Source organism: Paenibacillus sp. FSL R5-0914 (assembly GCF_038004525.1).
Taxonomy (GTDB): domain Bacteria; phylum Bacillota; class Bacilli; order Paenibacillales; family Paenibacillaceae; genus Paenibacillus_AQ.
Genome location: NZ_JBBORH010000002.1, coordinates 694,011 through 712,875, shown reverse-complemented (window position 1 = coordinate 712,875; position 18,865 = coordinate 694,011). Strand labels below are relative to the sequence as shown.

The 18,865-nt window shown below is 39.5% G+C and carries 15 protein-coding genes and 1 pseudogene; 1 reads left to right on the top strand and 15 read right to left on the bottom strand.

Annotated elements, in window-relative coordinates:
• Positions 1–7 precede the first annotated feature (7 nt).
• Both MKX60_RS19470 and MKX60_RS19465 read right to left on the bottom strand, forming a co-directional pair.
• Positions 8–1,750 (bottom strand): ABC transporter ATP-binding protein, encoded by a 1,743-nt coding sequence (locus MKX60_RS19470; protein ID WP_341060714.1) that lies wholly within the window; start codon positions 1,748–1,750, stop codon positions 8–10.
• Positions 1,751–1,764: 14 nt separating this feature from the next.
• The gene (locus tag MKX60_RS19465; RefSeq protein WP_341060713.1) at positions 1,765–3,210 is read right to left on the bottom strand and encodes an ABC transporter ATP-binding protein; all 1,446 of its coding nucleotides are present in this window, start codon (positions 3,208–3,210) and stop codon (positions 1,765–1,767) included.
• Between the two features lie 432 nt (positions 3,211–3,642).
• Here MKX60_RS19465 and MKX60_RS19460 point away from each other — a divergent pair, with 432 nt between their 5' ends.
• A complete protein-coding gene (locus MKX60_RS19460; protein WP_341060712.1) occupies positions 3,643–4,443 on the top strand; it encodes a polysaccharide deacetylase family protein in 801 nt (266 codons plus the stop codon).
• A 69-nt stretch (positions 4,444–4,512) separates the two neighbouring features.
• Here MKX60_RS19460 and MKX60_RS19455 read toward each other — a convergent pair whose 3' ends face one another.
• The 13 genes and pseudogenes from MKX60_RS19455 to MKX60_RS19395 all read right to left on the bottom strand — a co-directional run bounded on the left by MKX60_RS19455 (position 4,513) and on the right by MKX60_RS19395 (position 18,857).
• A complete protein-coding gene (locus tag MKX60_RS19455) occupies positions 4,513–5,655 on the bottom strand; it encodes a copper amine oxidase N-terminal domain-containing protein (RefSeq protein ID WP_341060711.1) in 1,143 nt (380 codons plus the stop codon).
• 146 nt (positions 5,656–5,801) lie between these two features.
• Positions 5,802–6,962, bottom strand: coding sequence for an alanyl-tRNA editing protein (locus tag MKX60_RS19450; RefSeq protein WP_341060710.1), 1,161 nt, complete (start codon positions 6,960–6,962; stop codon positions 5,802–5,804).
• Between the two features lie 234 nt (positions 6,963–7,196).
• Positions 7,197–7,295 (bottom strand): annotated as a pseudogene (locus MKX60_RS19445) (SDR family NAD(P)-dependent oxidoreductase); the annotation flags it as partial.
• Between the two features lie 48 nt (positions 7,296–7,343).
• On the bottom strand, positions 7,344–7,955 hold the full coding sequence (locus MKX60_RS19440) for a suppressor of fused domain protein (protein ID WP_076298977.1): 612 nt from the start codon (positions 7,953–7,955) through the stop codon (positions 7,344–7,346).
• Positions 7,956–8,082: 127 nt separating this feature from the next.
• Positions 8,083–8,664 (bottom strand): hypothetical protein, encoded by a 582-nt coding sequence (locus MKX60_RS19435; RefSeq protein ID WP_341060708.1) that lies wholly within the window; start codon positions 8,662–8,664, stop codon positions 8,083–8,085.
• Between the two features lie 136 nt (positions 8,665–8,800).
• The gene (locus MKX60_RS19430) at positions 8,801–9,280 is read right to left on the bottom strand and encodes a DUF4265 domain-containing protein (protein ID WP_339803671.1); all 480 of its coding nucleotides are present in this window, start codon (positions 9,278–9,280) and stop codon (positions 8,801–8,803) included.
• A gap of 577 nt (positions 9,281–9,857) precedes the next feature.
• Entirely contained in the window at positions 9,858–11,309 is a 1,452-nt protein-coding gene (locus MKX60_RS19425; protein ID WP_341060707.1) for a serine hydrolase domain-containing protein, read from the bottom strand.
• A gap of 385 nt (positions 11,310–11,694) precedes the next feature.
• A complete protein-coding gene (locus MKX60_RS19420; protein ID WP_341060706.1) occupies positions 11,695–13,188 on the bottom strand; it encodes an SMI1/KNR4 family protein in 1,494 nt (497 codons plus the stop codon).
• A gap of 447 nt (positions 13,189–13,635) precedes the next feature.
• Positions 13,636–13,863: a hypothetical protein gene (locus MKX60_RS19415; RefSeq protein WP_076285799.1), complete on the bottom strand. Its 228-nt coding sequence runs from the start codon at positions 13,861–13,863 to the stop codon at positions 13,636–13,638.
• An 89-nt stretch (positions 13,864–13,952) separates the two neighbouring features.
• Entirely contained in the window at positions 13,953–15,578 is a 1,626-nt protein-coding gene (locus MKX60_RS19410; protein ID WP_341060705.1) for a DUF4179 domain-containing protein, read from the bottom strand.
• Positions 15,556–16,146 carry an RNA polymerase sigma factor gene (locus tag MKX60_RS19405; protein WP_076285801.1) on the bottom strand — a complete coding sequence of 197 codons (591 nt, stop codon included), beginning with the start codon at positions 16,144–16,146 and terminating at the stop codon, positions 15,556–15,558. Before MKX60_RS19405 ends, MKX60_RS19410 begins: the two co-directional genes overlap by 23 nt.
• A gap of 147 nt (positions 16,147–16,293) precedes the next feature.
• Positions 16,294–17,580: an amidase gene (locus tag MKX60_RS19400; protein WP_341060703.1), complete on the bottom strand. Its 1,287-nt coding sequence runs from the start codon at positions 17,578–17,580 to the stop codon at positions 16,294–16,296.
• Between the two features lie 74 nt (positions 17,581–17,654).
• Positions 17,655–18,857 (bottom strand): MFS transporter, encoded by a 1,203-nt coding sequence (locus MKX60_RS19395; protein WP_445670770.1) that lies wholly within the window; start codon positions 18,855–18,857, stop codon positions 17,655–17,657.
• Positions 18,858–18,865 lie beyond the last annotated feature (8 nt).

Sequence of the window (18,865 nt, the reverse complement as noted above, 5' to 3'; positions counted from 1 at the left end):
TAATAAGCTACTTATACCAAGAGGATTGTAAAGCGTACATGTTTGCATAAATCCCATTGTGATGTACTAAGTCTTGATGATCTCCTTCTTCAGCAATTTCTCCATGATACATAACATAGATCGTATCAACATTCTTCGCCCAACCCAAGCGATGAGAAATAAAAATAGCTGCTTTATCTTGGCAGATTTCTAATAATTTCGTATAGATCTCCATCTCGGCATTCGGGTCAATTGCAGAAGTAGGTTCATCGAATACTATAAGTTCCGCATCATTGTATAACGCGCGCGCAATCGCCAACTTTTGCCATTGTCCCCCTGATAGCTGCCTGCTTCCTTCTACTATTTGCCCCAAATTCACATCTAATCCGCCTAATTCATGGAGCAAATCTATCAGCTCACATTGTTCTAGAACCCTTAGTATTTTAGCATCATCTGAAGGTGTATTCGCATCGCCCAATAGGATATTTTCTCTTAGTGTCAGTTCAAACTTCACAGCATTCTGAAATACAACGGACACCTTACCGTGAGGTTCTAAATGATCCTTCCAGCAAATCGTTCCGGAGCTTGGTCTATATTGACCTAATAACATTTTAATCAACGTAGATTTCCCTGCTCCATTTTCCCCGACGATCGCTATTTTCTCACCCGGCTTTATGGTCATATTGATGTTAGATAAGACATTCTTGTTCGATTTGGCGTATTTAAAATAGACATTTGAAACGGTAATTGGGAGCATAGAATCAGTCGAATTATTTATGTTATTTTTGCGAAAATCCCTGTTCTTATATGTAAGTACTTCATTTAAGTCATATAATTTGCTACTGCTGATGTAAAGCTTGCTTAACGGCCAGGTCAAACTCATAATTTTACCACCACTCGATAACAGCGCCAGAAATAACACCGAAATTGTTCCAATTGTAACTGTATTAGACTCCCCCATTTTGTTTAACAGGTACACTAGAACTACAAAGATAGCACTCGTCTGGACCATAGCCACGACCATCCCTGTTTTGATCTCGAATTTTCTGGCACTAAATCTTTTATTATGCTGCTTCTTCATAATCATTGCCCAGAGATTTGTAAAATAAGAGATGGAATTATAAATTCGCATTTCTCGAATCGCATTAGGGTCTTCCAAAGTGTTAGCAAGATAGTCTCCCATTCTTCCATCGAAGGTGAGCTCTCTTCCTGTTCTTCTCACTTTAATTTCCGTAAATAATCGAATGCATAAGGTAGTCACGATCATAAGTGTTACCACGAATGTGACCAAGAAATAACCACTTGTCGCCGACAACCAGATGATGCTTATTAGTCCTGAGATAATTCCTACACTCGATACCAAAAAACCTGTAATCCCCTCTAAATCTTCTCCAACTACCTTTTTAGCTCTTTGCAGTTTATTTCCAAACTCTTCATCATCAAAATCCTCAAAATCAACCCGGTTTGCAATATCTATCAATTCGGATTGAAAAGCGAGGGTTAGTTCCGCATTCATTCGATTCTTCATCATGTTGGTTATGCTTAATGAACAAGCTTGTACGCCATGAATCACAACAAACCATAGAATAGGGAGCAGCGTCATAACACCGCGAGCCACACCGTTAATGATATTCACTTGGACAGCGTAAGAATAAAAAGTTAATAAACCACTGATTATAGGGACTATGATAGTGATTGTTGAGATCATCGGACTTTTTCTAACCATTCTCACGAGTATCATTACAAGATTAGTGATGTCAGACCTCAGCATGGATTTCTCCTTTCTTATACATATAAAGAGGACTGGCGATTAAACATCTTTTTGTATTTACCATCCACCCTCATTAATTCTTCATGCGTTCCACTTTCCACGATTTCTCCTTGCTCAAATAGAAAAATTCTATCGACGAATTTGGACATATACAGCCGATGAGTCACAATAATGGAGGTCCGCTGCTCTCCTAATTTCATAAAGGTATCGAACGCCTGTTGTTCCGCATAAGGATCCAGGGCAGCAGTCGGCTCATCAAAAATCATAAGAGCGCCGTCATTGAGATAGGCTCGAGCAATCGCTAGTCTTTGCCATTGTCCCCCAGACAAATCTATCCCTCCAAACTGAGGACCTACTAAAGTATCCAACCGAACACCATAATTATCGGCTTCTGCTGTTCTCATCGCGGCTAATAATCTTGAATCGTCATGAATAGTAGCCATATTACCTAATGCAATGTTTTCTCTAATTGGTCTTTGTAACATAATGAAATCCTGAAAAACAACTCTGGTATCCTGTGTCACGTTATGCGCTAAGACTTCATTCTCACCTTTAAACCACTGGATGTTTCCAGCTGTTGCAGGATACAACCCTAAGATCAACTTAACAAGCGTAGATTTACCCGAGCCATTCTCACCTACAAAAGCAATTCGTTCACCTGGATGAATAGTCATGTTTATATTACTCAGGGTGTTCTTAGCGTTGGTCGGATATCTAAAAAACAGCTGATGAACTTGGACCTTCATCGGATCGGTCTTCCTATTGGAATTCACCTCCTGATCTCTAAGCACCTGCTCTTCCAAATCTAAATAAGACGTATAATCCTCGTACCGTAAACGACTCTTCGCTAAGTCAGCGTAAACTCTTGTTAATGCAGGAATAACGATGAATAATTGACTGGATATCTGAAGCAATAACACAAAAAGCCCAGCGCTCTGTCCGCTACTTCCAATCGTGATCGCCAAAATGGCAATCGTTGTCCCATTTAATAAGATTATGATTATGCTTTGGGAGAAGTTGAGACTTTCAGAATAAATAACCTTACGGTGCATTTGTTTAAAGTTATTCGTAAAGCTCTCTTTCATTGAGGAAAACAAATAGGAGGACATTCTGTACATTCTTACTTCCGGAATGGAATTTCTGTTAATCAACAAATCGACTAAATAGTTGATCATTCGCACAGAGGAGGTTTGATTCGCTGAAATGGACTCTACTTTCTGTGACATTCGCTTCATAAGATAAAGCTGTAGAATCTGCACCCCTAAAATAATCAAAGCCAGAATATAGAAGCCATAAACAGATAAGACAACCATTAACACAACTAATGTTATTAGGTGAACTGTCACACCTGTCCATTGGTCTAACAGATCAATCAAGGAAAGTCGTTTTGCTTTTTCTCTTTTAGTTTTTGTAGCGGGGTCCTCCAAAAGTGCCGTAGATAATTTAGAAGTCTTTTCCAAAATGGTATGTTCCAGTTCATATATACTGGTGGATGTTAAATTGGTGATAGCAATGGCTCGAAGAGAACTATTAAGGCCCGCGAGATATAACATTACCATAAGCAAACTTACTAATAACAAGATATGTTGGTAGGTGTTAGGATTGAAGTTCTGAATGAGGTCAACCACATATTTCGTTGTGAATAATTCTCCAAAAAGGATTGGGGCACTCAGTAAGTTAGTGATAAAATATAAAAGTGAGTTTCTTCTGTCTTTCACATATAATAGTTTTACAACATAGAGAAAGTCAGGCAGGCAGCATCTCTCCTTATAAGTGTATTCCATTCTGTAAACACTTTCATTGTTTAGACGTGGAAACCGATTATAACGTTTAATGTTTATAATTGGAAGAGGTAATTTTCGAAATGACCAAACGAACAGGAGTGTACATTCATGAAACTTCAATTTAACTTATTCCCGGGCGGATTGCCCAAGGCGCTCACCATGAGCTATGATGACGGACAGAAACACGATATTCGCTTAGCGGAGATTTTTGATCAATATGGGATTAAAGGTACTTTCCATTTAAATAGCGCAATGATAAACGCACCCGGATTCTTATCATCTGCTGATGTTAAACATTCGCTCAGAAACCATGAGGTATCTGCCCATTCCGTTACCCATCCACATCTAGAGCGTCTACCTTTACCTATGGTGATTGATGAGCTGTTCGAAGACCGTAAGCGACTGGAGAAACTAGTGGATTATCCGGTACGAGGCATGTCCTATCCATACGGTACATACTCTCAGGAAATCATTGCTCCTCTACAGTCTGTTGGGATTGAATACAGCCGAACTGTCCATTCTACCAAACAGTTTGATATGCCTTTGAATTTCATGGAGTGGCATCCAACATGTCATCATATAGAAGATCTGCATCACGTATGGGAGCGATTTACAATGGAAGGGCCATCCCAAAAACTGAGACTCTGTTTTGTTTGGGGTCATAGTTATGAATTTGCACAGCAGAACAATTGGGAGCTTATCGAATCCTTTTGCCAACAAGCAGGTGGACATTCGGATATTTGGTACGCTACCAATATAGAGATTTATGATTATGTTGCTGCGCTATATTCACTGAAGATGAGTGCTGACAAAACGGTCATCCGTAACAACTCAGCTATTGATGTTTGGGTATCCGTAAATGATCAACCTGTTCAGATTAAAGGTGGAAGTACGATGATGATGAAATAATCCAAAATGCAAAAAAGAGCGATTTTAAACATCGCTCTCTTTTTGCTTATTACATAAAAGTGATTGAAATTATTTGGATTGAAGTGTAAATGTCACTGTTTTTGCTTTTTCCTCAAGGATTGGAGTATAGGTGAATGTCATTACATTCCCTTTGCGACTCTTCAACACTAACATTCTGGTCAATACATATGGATCTCTGCCATCATTTACTCTATCCCATTCCTTACGATCCTCACTAGTAATTAGTTTTTCATAGAGATTGATGATTTCACCGGTGTTGCTATAAACTAAATATAAGTGTGTCGTATCTAATAAACGAACGAGCACAACGTCTTCCGCAGCATACTCCACTATGAAATCTCCGGTTGCTCCTGTTAACTTTTCCATCTCAAATAACTTGCCCAAACCGCCACCCTTAGTAATATATTGAACTCTCTTCCCATCGGTCATATACACCTGAGTGGAAGGCACTTGTGGTGCATGGATATAAGCCGAGTTATTGTAATGATAGTCCATTTGCTTGAGAATAGTGCCCGCTTTGACCAATACTTGATAGCTGCTATTGAAATCGGTGAACATGGCATAATGATTGTCCGTTAACTGGAGTAAGTCCGTACCATTGCCCACTTTTTCAATCTCAAAAGCGTAGTTGTACGCAGATTCCTTAAAAGGTAGTCGACCAATAATTACTGGTTTCCCAGTTTCCGTTGCACGGTAATACAAATCGCCGTTTTTTTGAGATATCCAATAGGATTTTCCATCTACAGAAGCAGAAACCAATCTAGCTTCATCTATAATTTGGATAACCCCATCCGTTTTATTAAGCCCCGCTTTACCTCCAAGTAGACTGACCGCTGAGATCAATGGCACGTACACCGAGCCTTTTATAATACGTGGGGATTTTGTTAAAGTCACCACGGCCTCGTTCACTTTTGACTTTACAGTACCAGCCGTGAAGATAACCTCACGCTCAGGACGAACCAGTTTGGCCGTTTTGGACGGTTGATCCCAAGATAATGTATACCCCATAGCATCTGCGAGTGATTTCAGGGGTACAAAAGTTGTATTCTCCGTGATCACCTGTTTACTGCTGATTCCGATTTCTTTATAATTGAATTGAATTTGGTTTTCTGCTTGGGCTGATACCGATCCATACCCCGTACTTAAAATCAAAACAGTCAAGATTCCTAGCGTTACCTTCCATTTATTCATTTCTTTTCGTCTCCCTTGACTCTATAGTCATATGTAATTAGACGATAGAATTTGGAAAAAGTTTCTTGTTTCCGTTTTACGTATAAAAAAGACCTGATCCACGGTAGACTACCGCAGTCAGGTCTTCTGTCTTTTATAAAGTAATCTTAACTTCTAGCAAACTCATAAAACGCCAAGGCATCTCCCCATGTCGGGAATCCTGCTTGCGCTAGTTTATCACTGCCTCCGCCTTTTCCATTGTAGGCACTAAGATGCTCTTTGAAAAAAGCTCCACAGGAGATCTCCGCGCTGCCATTCTGTGCAAATACAACCTTATTCTCAGTAGAACTAGCCAATAAAACCGGAACATCGCATTTCGCGGTAAGCTTGTTAGCTAAACTTTGTAAATCTTTCAGCGATTTATCCTCGAACACTTTTGAGATCAGCTTTCCTTCTTGCTGTGCTAAAAGCTCCTGTACGACATAATCATCATTCTTCTCTTTAAGTAGGGTAATTTCAGCTTGCAGCTGCTTTTGTTCATTCTCCCATTTTTCAATGCGATCGATAATTTCATCTTTTCCCGTATTGAACTTGGAAGATAGAGCTCCAACAATTTGCAGACTGCTATTAAATTCCTCCAAAGCACGGTATCCACATTTAAAATAGATCCGCGTATTGCCTTTTTGTTTCTCCGCTTTCAGAAGCTTAATTATACCAATCTCACCTGTTGAAGATACATGCGTACCACCGCAAGCGTTATATTCAACATCTTTAATTTCTACAATCCGGATATTTTCCGTCACTTTAGGTTGTTTGACCAATTTAAGCTGTGAAGCCTCTTCCCCCGTTACAAAATAGCTCAGGATACTATGGTTCTGGTAAATCTGCCGATTAACCTCCCACTCTATGGAATGAAGTTGTTTAGGCGACAGTTCTGGCGCTTCTATATCAATGGTGCAATAATCCTCACCCAAATGAAAGCTTAGAGTCATAAACTGGTACAAATCGAGACAGATGGCTGAGAGCAAGTGTTGTCCACTATGCTGCTGCATATGATCAAATCTTCTCTTCCAATCGATTTGACAAGTGACGGATAAATCATCCGGCAGACGTTCCAGCTTATGCAGGACAAGATCTTCCTCACTGATTACATCAAGTACCGGGATATCCCCAATAGTCCCTAAATCACAAGGTTGCCCACCGCCATGCGGATAAAAAGCGGTCTCCTCCAAAATAACATAGAGTCCATCTTCACGTTCTATATTTTCAGTAATACAGGTCTTCCAATCAGTAAGGTATGTAGAATTGTAGTATAGTTTGTTGGTCATATATGTATCCCTCTCTTTTATACGTTTTCGGCACATTAAGCTTATAGTATCATATCGGATTTCTAAGACAAACTGCACAATGAAAAACGCCTTGCGGCGCTTTTGGAAGGAATTCACTCTTTTGTTCTACTTTCAGTTGTCTTCTACCTTGTACATCAGTAATCCTGTACTCTCATCCAAGAATTCCGCTGTCATACTCTAGAACCATTACCCCTGTTCAAGGAAAATAATGCCCTAGCCAAGCAAGCGCTTCACAGTGTCATTTGGACTTTCTGGCACCACCGTAGACATGGTTTGAATTTCCACAACGTGGTTCGCGAGCCAAGGTCCCATCTGTGGGGATATGGTTGGTTTAGTGCGAATGATATTGAACTGCTCTTATTAATCAGGACGAGTGGGATCAATTATGGAATAGTAATGATTATCTATGTAAGCATCAAAAGCATCTATGCCTTCTTGTAAAATTATACGCGATTCTTTGGGGGTAATTGGTACTACCCACAAGACATTAATTATTTCTTCACCTATTTTTATTTGTTCTAAATCCTCACTTTCTCCTCTTAGTTCATCAATCAAGAGGGCTTTTGTAGTCCAATTTTCAGGTGCGAGTGCGCTCTCAGTCATTACTCGTGGTACTTCCGAAGATTGGATATGTTCAATATTATGGGCAATTATGTCACAGAAATATGAGAATATGCGATCAATGTTTTCTTGTCCCAAATCGGGTTTTAAAGCTATCATCCATTCATTCTCAATAGGTTTTCCAGTTTTCCGAATGGAATTAGATAGGCCGACTGTTGCGAATCTTGCAGGAATATTAACGTCAATTGAGGGAAAATAATATAACTCAATATATACGCCAATCTCCGGTTTTGTCATTATGACTCTATATTCTGGCATAGACCATTCTTTAATATATAAATTGAGAATAATTGTTCTCCTAATGTCGAATTCCAGAATGATCCCTCGGCATGACTCTTTATTGATTTGCACATCCATCACCTTTTTTCAATATTGGTTTTTTGGTTTAGAATTTGGGCTGGTATCATTGTCCTCCTTCATCGTTCGCGGCCTGCCATTTCAGTAATTGAAAGGGCAAATCTCTCCAATTAAGAAGTTATTAATCTCTTTTCGATGAATGGTGCTTCATGACTGCTTCTTGAGCTTTAAGGACAATATCATCTACTTCGGAAAGCTGACGCTCAATAGAGGCTAGAGCCTTTAGTAAAAATAAGCCAAGACTTTCATCCCCTAAGGATAATTCCAATTCGGCGAAACATTCGATGTCTTGGAGTTTTTCTATATTTTTTTTGTTATTGATTTTTTTAGGGTATTCGATGTATTTATAGAGGGTTAAGACTGCTTCTTCCCCCTTGGTTTTAAAGTTGTGAACAGTTCCTTTGAATAGGGTGTCTTTGAATCCTTCCATAAGCCTACCTTGTTCATTCAAGGCATCCAGATGAAAGGTTGCTAAATATTTTTCGTTTCTTACGGCATGATCATTAATGCTGTAGGATACATTCTCTTCGTCAAGAATCTTTATTATTTCATCAATTGACTTGAACTTCAGTCTTGCAAATCTCGCCGGAGAAAATTGCTTGCGCAAGAAATCTTCATTATTTGAAAGGTATGCCTTAAAAGAAATTTCAGCATTTCCTTCCAGGAGTTCTTTGAAATAAACAAGATGCCTTTCATCTACCATATCTGCCTCCTGCAACTCTTGAGCTTTTGGGTATATTATGATTACGCGTTATTTTTTGACTCAGGATTGGAGATCATATTGAAAAATATGGGCCAAAGGTAGTGTATGGTGCCGGAGAACTGATATTTTGAAGCGATTAATCCAGATCTCTAGCCCAGCTAACTAACTCTTCATCGTCAAAGTTATATGGATATTCGTAAATATTAGAGTAATAGTACTCCGATTCTAATAAATCTCTAATTATATTGAAAACCTTATTGGTGGCATGAAATCCATTCCTGATGGGCGCGGTGAAGGCAAGCGAGCCATTATGAAATCCATCTAAAGAACCGGAAAGCTCTCGTTTGACTATAGATTCAGCTGTCTCTATCTTTTCTTTAACAAGCTCCTCTTTGTAAATTTGAATGCAGAAATTTCCACCATGTTTGATTAATTCAAACTCTCCATTGGGATGGAGTTTTATTGTATCTCCTTTCGCAAGCCCTAGAGCCAGCCCAGGAGATGCACATAATTTGAATATTTTATCGCTTATGCATTCTGCAGGAAGCTCTTCAAAGACTGCTTCCTCTGAATTTATGCCGGCAAAAACATTAATTAAGGTTAATTTATGTTCCATACGAATACTCCTCAATACTGTCTCTTTTAATGTATGAGATTTGAGATTACATCCTTCATGTATCCGCTATCGCTTGTAATTCAACGGATCGATAATAAAGGAGGTTCCTCTTTTTTTGAACGGGGTTACTTCAAGAAGCTTTCAAGGCGGCAATGTCATGTACCTTGTTAATAATTGGGGCGTTGCTGGCCCTGCTTTCTCAAATCTAGGAAAGATATTCAAGAAATCATAGCAGGTACTAAAACGCCTCGTCAAGTGCTAGAAGCGGTAGACAAGTCTTCGACGCCGGATATACTCGGATCACGAGATTCCGGTAATGAACGGAAAACCAACAAATCCGATGTATAGTAACATTGAGCTTTACTGCCAGTATGTAGATTGTGAATCACCAAGGATTGTGCAAGTAATTCAACAAAAGAAATGTTCAAGTGGTATCTCTACTTGAACTTTAAATGGTTATATTGAGGTGAATCTGGCGTTAAATCAATTCTTTCTCACTATTTCGTAACTCTACTTTCCGCTGTACCAAACAAAATACGCTATACGCATTTTACCAATAAGCGAACGAACAAAATGCTTATTTTCGGAGCGAGGCATTATATCGGTGAGTGTATACAAACCATGTAATGCTTGCTGTTAATAATGCCGACGAAATCAAAGCTGTAAGAACACTATATGTTTGCCAAATAAGTATCGTTGACCAATCTAATACACAGCACATTATACACAGGGCAATCGTAGCAATCAGCAAAATAGCTGTTACGATTATTCGCTTTTTTGTAATTGGCTGCCGCTCATTCGTTTTCCTTCTGCGTAATCCTAAGATAAAGAACAGAACAGCCAATAGGCAAAGAATAATTGTGATAGACGATAAAATGATGTCCAAAAGCTGTGTGCCGCTTATTTCATATGACTGCGTTAGATTGCCGTCTAATATATCTTTAACTTTTAGTACCATGCTTCTATTGATATTTGCGCCGTTGGTCAGCAAGCAGACGGCTGTTCGTTCATTTGGCAGTATGGCCACTTCAGTTCCGAAATTGGGATTGCCCCCTGGGTGTTCTATAATCGTTTGGTTGGCGTTTACCGACCAGCCCGATGCATAATACATTTCGTTGACTGCCGGAACAGACATATCGCCCTGATGTGACTTTTCGATAACCGTATGGAATATTTCGGGTATGTCCTGCACAATACCCATCTGTATGCCCATCCAACGCGCCATATCTTTTGTACAAGAAATGATGTAGCCTGCGGGTTTATTCCCGGAATAATCCGGTGCGTTATATGGAGTTGTCATAAAAAAGGAAGAACGGTAGCCCTGTGCCAACTGTCCGGTGGCTTGAGCATCTTCTTTATAAACATACGTCTGGTGAAGACCTAACGGCTGAAATACCTGTTCCCTCATAAAGTCTTCATAGCTTTGTCCCGACACAATCTCAATAACCAAACCCAATACGTCATAATTAACGGTTCCGTAGCTATACTGTTCACCGGTAGGGAACGCCAACTCAGCATCTACCAGCATTTTCACAGTCTTTTGCAGCAAATCTGGTGTATTGCCTTGTGGAATATTTTGAGAATGCCTACTATTTGTTAGGCCGCTAGTATGGTGAAGAAAGTTATTGAGTGTAAGGCTTTGCATATCAACAGGTTTGCCTTGATATTTTAACGTAAACCAAGGTAAATATTTTTGGACAGTGTCAGTCATTGACAGCAGCCCTTGCTCCTCCAACAGCAGAATACCCATGCCGGTAAAAGCTTTACTGACCGAGGCCAACTCATATAGTGTATTTTCACTTGCAGACAACCCACTTTCACGGTCTGCATACCCGGAAGAAAAGTAGAACACTTCATCATCAGCAAGTATTGAGATCGACATTCCCGGCACACCTGATATACGACGGGCATCATCCAGCAACGCCTGTATTGCCGCAGATTGCGTATCTGACAACGACGCATAACTTTGTGTTGCGAATCCTGAGAATAATATAAGTATTGATAATACAAAAACAATAGTCTTTTTCATAAACTCTCCATTTCGAAAAAATATAAACAACCCGTAGTACGCCTTATCTGCCTAATGCGTCGTTCCATTATACTTAATGCTAGACGTTCAATGATTAGATTACTATTGTAAACTTCACAGACCCATGTATATTATTTCTTGTTTCGCAAAAAAGGCCCCTCTGTCCCATCTTACATTTCCTTTATAGTATTTTATTAGGTATCAGTGAGGTTTTTATTAAATGAAGTATTACCAAGCCCTTATCATTTTTCGACCAATCGAAATATAGACCTCTGTCAAGTTGGTCTAACAGCAAAAAGAAATGAGACTAACCAATATGGCTAGTCTCATTTCTTTTATAAAAATTTCGGCCTATTATGATAAAGCTCAGTGTAGGCAAGTTTCATTAATCTTTCCATGTTACCGGCCATCCATATGACTGAAGTTTAAAGTATTTATTAAACTCCGCGACTACGGACTTTGCGTTCTCTTTCGATGTTGCATGAAATATAGTTATATCGACTATATTACAGTCTGAAATTTCCTCCAACCCTTTAAGTCTTGATGCATCTACTCCAATCTGCTTTAGACTCATACAATTTTTGAGTATTGTTAAATCTCCAACCGGATAAGTGAATTGCTTTAATTTCTTCAATTCTCCTATAACCTCTATATGTGATTCATCTATTGCACAGCTATCCGTCTCAAAAAACGTTAGATTCTTTAAACCTTTTAAGAATGATAAATGTGGTATAGTCACTTGTTTGAGCTCTAGTTTTATTAACTTACTAAGGTTTGAAATATAAAGCAGGTCGCCAACCTCCATTTCTTCTAAACTTAGTTCCTTCAAATTTTTTATAGTTCCTATTAATCCCCTATCAATTGAGTTCATTCTACATAATCTCAAACTCTTTAATTTCTTTATATCTTTCAGTTTATGTATATCTTTTAATGGAAGTCCTATTAATGTTAGCTGCCTTAGCCCATCTAAAGAAACTAAGTACTCCAAATCAGACTCTTTAAAGCCTTCTGATCCTATCACAAGTTCTGCTAAAGAAGGCAACCGTTTAAGTACATCGAAATTAGTAATTTCATCCGCATGTATAATAAGTTCTTTAAGATTAACCATATGTGTTAAAATATCCAAAGAAATTGCTCCGTATTTTTGAGCTTGATCAGCTCTAATAAATACCATTCTCTTTTTTTTCAATGTTTTTGAAGATACAAAACCACTCTCAACATCGTCTTTAAAATACTCTTCCCAAAATCCACTTACAGGGATAAGGCTGTTCTCTTCGATATCCATTTTAGTCAAAGCCAAAATATCATCCAACAAACTTCCACTTTCACGGGATAATATGATTACATCATCTTCTTCACTAATACCAATACTACTATTTCTGAGGCTCGAATCTATAAATTCAAAGAAATGTCCCAAACTTTCCGCAATAACATATGAAAAACTAGAATTGTGATCTATCGTTATAATTTGCCCATAAACGCCCTTTTCTCCGGGGTCTAAATCAATTGCCAAATATGAGCCTCCACCATCTTCGGCAAAAGGAATCCAGCCTTCTCTGTAGTTCCCATCTTTTATTATATCTGGTTTGCTGGATATAATATCGTATGCTGATTCCAAAAGGGACTTCCAGTTGCTTACTATCGATTCAATGTTCATCCAACCAAGACCAGCCATAACGCCAAAAATCTGCTCTCCTTCTCCATTAGAATTCATGTATAACTTTCTAAAATCTTCTGGAAATTTGCAGTTCATCATGCTCTCAAAAAGATTTATTTCTGATTCCTCGACTGCTGGATTCAGTAATTCCTCTACATTTGGTATATGCGATTTTAATGTCTCGATCAGTAAACACTCTTCTTTTTCATTAACTAATGACATATAGTGGCCCCCATTCTACAGAATCATAATAGTTTCAGTAAACGTCCTTGGTTGATCATCAATCATTTTGTTATTAATCATCTTCAACAGTTCCATCAATAATTAATTCTATCTTACATATGGAGCATCTATTTCCTGATTTAGCAATATCGTATCATGAATTTGTAAATATTGTTGTATTAAGTCATATAAAAAAACTAAGAGGCATCTTAGGGGTTAAACCCTATTTATGATACGTTTTCCCACGTTTGAACTTCAACTATCCTGCCCGTTTGCTGAATAAAGGCAGCCGATCACATTGACTGACCGGCTGCCTTATCGTGTTTATTGAGCTATCGTTACCCGTCAGATCAATAAGAAAGAAAAACAGTATCCTCCTAATGTGACAGGAAAAAGCTTTACTTTGATCGTTGATACAAGGATCAGGAGGTTCAGAAGTTCAACGAATTAACAAGCACAAGTAACATCTTTTAAATTTCGTATAGCAATAGCATTGAGTCGGAGCGCTTCAATGATTGAATCTCTTACTGCTAACAATTCAAATCTTTCGCGACTGCCAATAGGCAATCTGCAAAGCAATGCTTCAATTCTTTTAAGGCTTTCCTTCAGAACCACTCTTTGCTTACGCAAAGCATTCAAAGCTCTTTGAATTCTTCTCTTCTCTGCAGCAGTCATAAACTACCACCTCTTTTCGATTGTGATAGTATATGAGATGCGACAGAGCTCCTATCTGCTTGTACATTCCGGAAGGTAAATGATTGATTTTACTGCTTTTTGCTAGCTTCCATGATAGGAACGGACCAATCTACATTGGTGTACAATCGGTTGACTATCGTGCGTATTAATTGAAGCTGATCAGGGATCGTAGTAAGGCCAATTGCACGGAATTCAAAAAAATTCTTTTTGTTATTTGACTGCGATTCAACGATTACGATATAACCATCTTTCCATCCGGACCCATCAGTAGAATAAGCTCCTCGTCCTGAGAGAGGATACTCTTTACCCTCAAGACCCTTAAATATCCACTCACTGTTCATAAATTCATTTCTCAATCTTCCGCTAAAATGTAATGAACCTTCCTTCGTTGATCCATTGGTATCAGGCGGTGATTCCACAGTAAAATCATTTAACATCAGCTCATCTCCATCAAATGCAAAGGGGATCGGATGCTCCTTCAACTTGGATGGCTCAAACTGTACCATCGAACCATCCTTTTCTAGAATGAAATACCCATCGAGCACAAAAGTATACGGCGTATCCTGAGGCAAATATTTAAACGTATAGCTCCAATGCATAAGTCCAGGTTTATCACCAGGTGTCGAAGATCGTGACATTACACTATCCTTACTCGGCAATTTCCTCGCATTAACACTGTGAATCTCTTCACCCGCGCTATCCTCAAAATGGAACTTCACCCCTTGCTGCTTCCATAATTCACCTGGAGAACGGTTTAGCGCCTCATCACTCAACTCCGTATCAAATTCAAAACGAACACCTTGTACCATATGAGTTAATTTTTTCAAGGTGACTGTTAAACCATCCGGAGAAGTGTAGCTACCCGTTAGGGGAGTTGAGGTTGTTTGTTCATTCGCTTTTGTCATATCCATCGAAAAACTAAAGTTCCAATCGCCTTGAAGTGCAGGAATATTTCTGTCCTTGCTTCCCAACTCAGTAATATGACCTTCGACTGTAATTTGATCGGTTTGCAGTGGCTCCGAGAAATTAGCGATCATATAGTAAAAATCATTGGTAAATCCAATATCGTATAATTCTCCTACGATCTTTCCTTGATCATCTTTAACTTCAATCTTATTTCCTTCACCAAAACCCAAGCGATGTCTGTCATGCTTTCCATCCGGTCCGAACAACTGTAGAGCGACAATCACACGAGTAGGATCCGCTACAGCTTCATCTATTTTTATCGTATAGCCTTTATCCTTCACCTTAATATTAGGATGTTCTACCAATCCAAATTCTTGCGCTCGCAAAAGGCCAATGTCCACATTATCTTTTACAAAAAGAGAACGTAAAGTCTCTGCCAATGTGGGCACAGAATATAAAATCACGGCACTCAGAACAACAAGTAACAAAGCCGCTCCCATGGCTATTCTTAGTGACTTAAGTATCTTCGGATTCTTTCGCTTCCTGTCAGGTACCGTTACTTTCTCTAGTTCTACGTATTCTATTGAAGCCATAACTTGAGCAGTAAAAGAATCTGGCAGCTTCTCTTCAAACAACGCTTGCGACCACTCCTCTTGTTCTTCTAATAGTGTATGATAGATTAAATTGCAATGGGCACAAGCAGCGATATGATCAACAACTTCAAATGGTCGGGAGGTGGGTGTACTTAGGATGTATTGCTCGATCTCAAATGGACTTAAGCACTTCATCGCTCTTCACCTCCTGGTGTGTCATAATATGTTTCAATCGTTGTTTTGCACGATAAAGGTCATTTTGGATCTTACTTAAAGGGACCTCTAAGAGCGTACACATTTCTTCATAGCTTAAATCATTGGTATAACGAAGCAGCAAAGTCGTACGATAATTAGGTGGTAGCTTCTGCATTAACTGATGCAGCTCTGTGCGATGCTCCGATCGAATGAATTCTTCTTCTGGATTATCTGAAAGAGATAGTTCAGCAAGATCGTCTGGTAAGCTCGCAATAGGACGAGTTTTTTTCCACAGATCCTTCAGTACATTAGTCGCGATCGTATACAGCCAAGCCGCAAAGTTTTTATCCAAATCATGTGAGGCTAGCTTACGATAAGCTTTTATAAAAGTCTCCTGAGTGATGTCTTGCGCGTCTTGGTGATCGGCCCCCATTCCTCTCAATAGGCCATAGATTTTATTCTTATATCGATTCACAAGATACGAATAGTCTTCCTTATGCCCATCCAGAACGTTTAGGATCCATTGCCTTTCTTCCTCTTTTTCAACTTTCGGTACATGTCCCTTCACCCTTAAGCCTCCTTGAAGCACGATACTCTATAGACGATCCCTAACAAAAAAACTCTCACTTTATACAAAAAAAGTAGATCTTCAATTGTATTGAAGACCCACTCTGTTATCTAACCTCGAACATGCCCCATCTGCAGCCAAATAGGCTCACCCCAGTGCTAGTGATACAAGTCTACTCCAATATATAAGCTCTTCATCCTGACCGTAAGCCCCAATACATTGAAATCCTAAAGGCATGTTATGAATAGTGGCTGAAGGAATGCTCACAGTTGGCGCTCCTGCGTATGACCAAATGGCCGTCATTCCAGCCCATCCTGTCCGTGTTCCCCACAATGGAGCAGTTCCTGCTTGAGCGGGCGAGACCCAAATATCAATCCCCTCTGTCTTTTGAACATCCAGTAGATCATATCTCAATTTGATTTGTCCTCTACGATATCGCTCCAGTTCTTCCTCTTTGATGGTTTGACCTGATTCAATACCATCACGCATCGCCGAACCATAGTAATCATTATATTTTTCAAATCGTACAGCATGCACTTGAGCCATTTCCCCTTGTACTAATCTCAACATTGCATCCCCATAGATGAAACTATCTTCCCATGGCATCTTAACATTTTTTATGATGAAGCCCGCCTCTTCCAACTTCTTAATCTGGCTCCAAAAAGTATGTTTAGCGTCCTCTTCCAATAAAGTCATGAATACCCCTTCTGGAATACCAAGCACGGGTTTACGGTTAGATTCGAAAGGCCTCCATTCCGAGATGAGTTCTGAAGAGATCCGCTCCATGCTAACCATATCCTGTGTAAAAAATCCCATCGTATCAATTGAAGGGGACATCAACTGAACACCATCCAAAGGGATACGTCCATAGCTTGGCTTAAATCCAACAACACCACAGAAAGAAGCAGGTGCCATAACAGAACGTAAACTTTGTGTGCCTATCGCAAATGGACACATCCCCGTGGCAACTGCCGCTGCAGACCCTGCACTAGAGCCGCCTGGTGTATGATCCAAATGATGAGGATTACGAGTTGGGAGATGCCCGGCATATGCGAACTCTTCGGTCACCGTTTTGCCTGTGAACCATACTCCTTTTTGCCGCAGCTTTTTAATAAAACTGCCTTCTGAACGTGTTAATTCCTGTGGAGGAAGATTTGAACCAGCACGAGTGGGCAAGCCGTCTATATGAATTAGATCCTTAACTCCTACTGGAACTCCGTATAATGATGGTTTTGGGAGTTCATGATAGGTTTGTCTTAGCAGCGCTACTTCACTCATGATTCTATCTGTTCTTTTCTCTTCCGATACAAAAGCATGGATGTAAGGCTCCAACTTATCATAACGATGTAAATGCTGATTAAGGAATAGCTCGAGTGATGAGTCAATTGGCTCTAATCCTTTGAACTGTGTTAAAGAAGATGTATGGATATACATACCTAACCCCCTCCACAATTTACCGAACTAAGATCCCCTGGACTATGATAGTATTTATTTGGAATAACATCATGTTAATCGTAGTCCTTTGCTAAGGCAAGAAGTTTAATCACTGCATACAAAGCGCACATAATCACTGCAATCCCTGCGAAAATAAGAATTGTCTCCACTTGGACACTATCAGCTAGCGGACCAAACAGCACCATCCCGAGTGGCAAAGCACATGAATTCGTTACTTGAACAAGACTAAATACCCTACCTTGCATATCCGGATCCACATTCTGCTGCAACAATACTGTCAAAGGAGCGTTAAAGCAAGGCATCGTTATGCCTATCAACAAGTTAAACAATAGGTACACTGCAAACATAGGAGCGACGCCAAGTCCAACCATCAGCAAACCGTAGAAAGCACATGCTAAAATGTTGGTATGCATACGAGACTTAAAGCCGCCCCATGATGCGATTAGAACCCCTCCAACTAACGCCCCAGCACTGAAAGTCATCTCACTTGCGGTCAATCTCCATACTTCTGGACCAAAGGATCGACTCACCATTAGAGGGGTTAAGAAGGCGGCTGGACTAATTAGTATCATTACGACAAATAAATAGATTAGTAATTGCTTAATAAAAGCATGATCCTTTAGATACTTAAATCCTTCCTTAATGTCTTGTACATTCGATTTCTGACCATTCTCCACTTTAGCGTGAGCTGGAATAACGATTATACACATCATACCGATCCCAATAATTGCAGTCATCACATCGATAAAAAAGGCAGTTTCAATGGTACTAATCGACAGGATCACGCCACCTGCAGCTGGAGCCAGAAACATCATCAAGGATGAAATACTGCTGTTTACTCCGTTTACCTTCATAAGCTGATCTTTTGGAACAATTTGAGGTATAAGTGCGTTCACAGCAGGAACCTGTATGCCCGTACCTGCTGCTCGGATCAGCAAAATTAAATATAGCAACCAAATATTGTTATAACCCATCAAAAACATCACAGCGAGAAGAAGTGTAGCGATCGCAATCATACCATCTGCTAGCATGATCATTTTTTTACGACTATAGCGGTCGATCCATACCCCAGCAAACAGCGAGATGGCCATCTGCGGGAGAAATCCACAGACGGTTGATATCGTCATCATCACCCCTGAGGTAGTTGTTAGAGTGATATACCAAATAATCGCATATTGAACAAGCGAAGATCCAAATAAAGATATGGTTTGAGCTGTTAGAAATAGGGTTATTTTTCTTTTCCAATGATCATTCATGGTTTTCA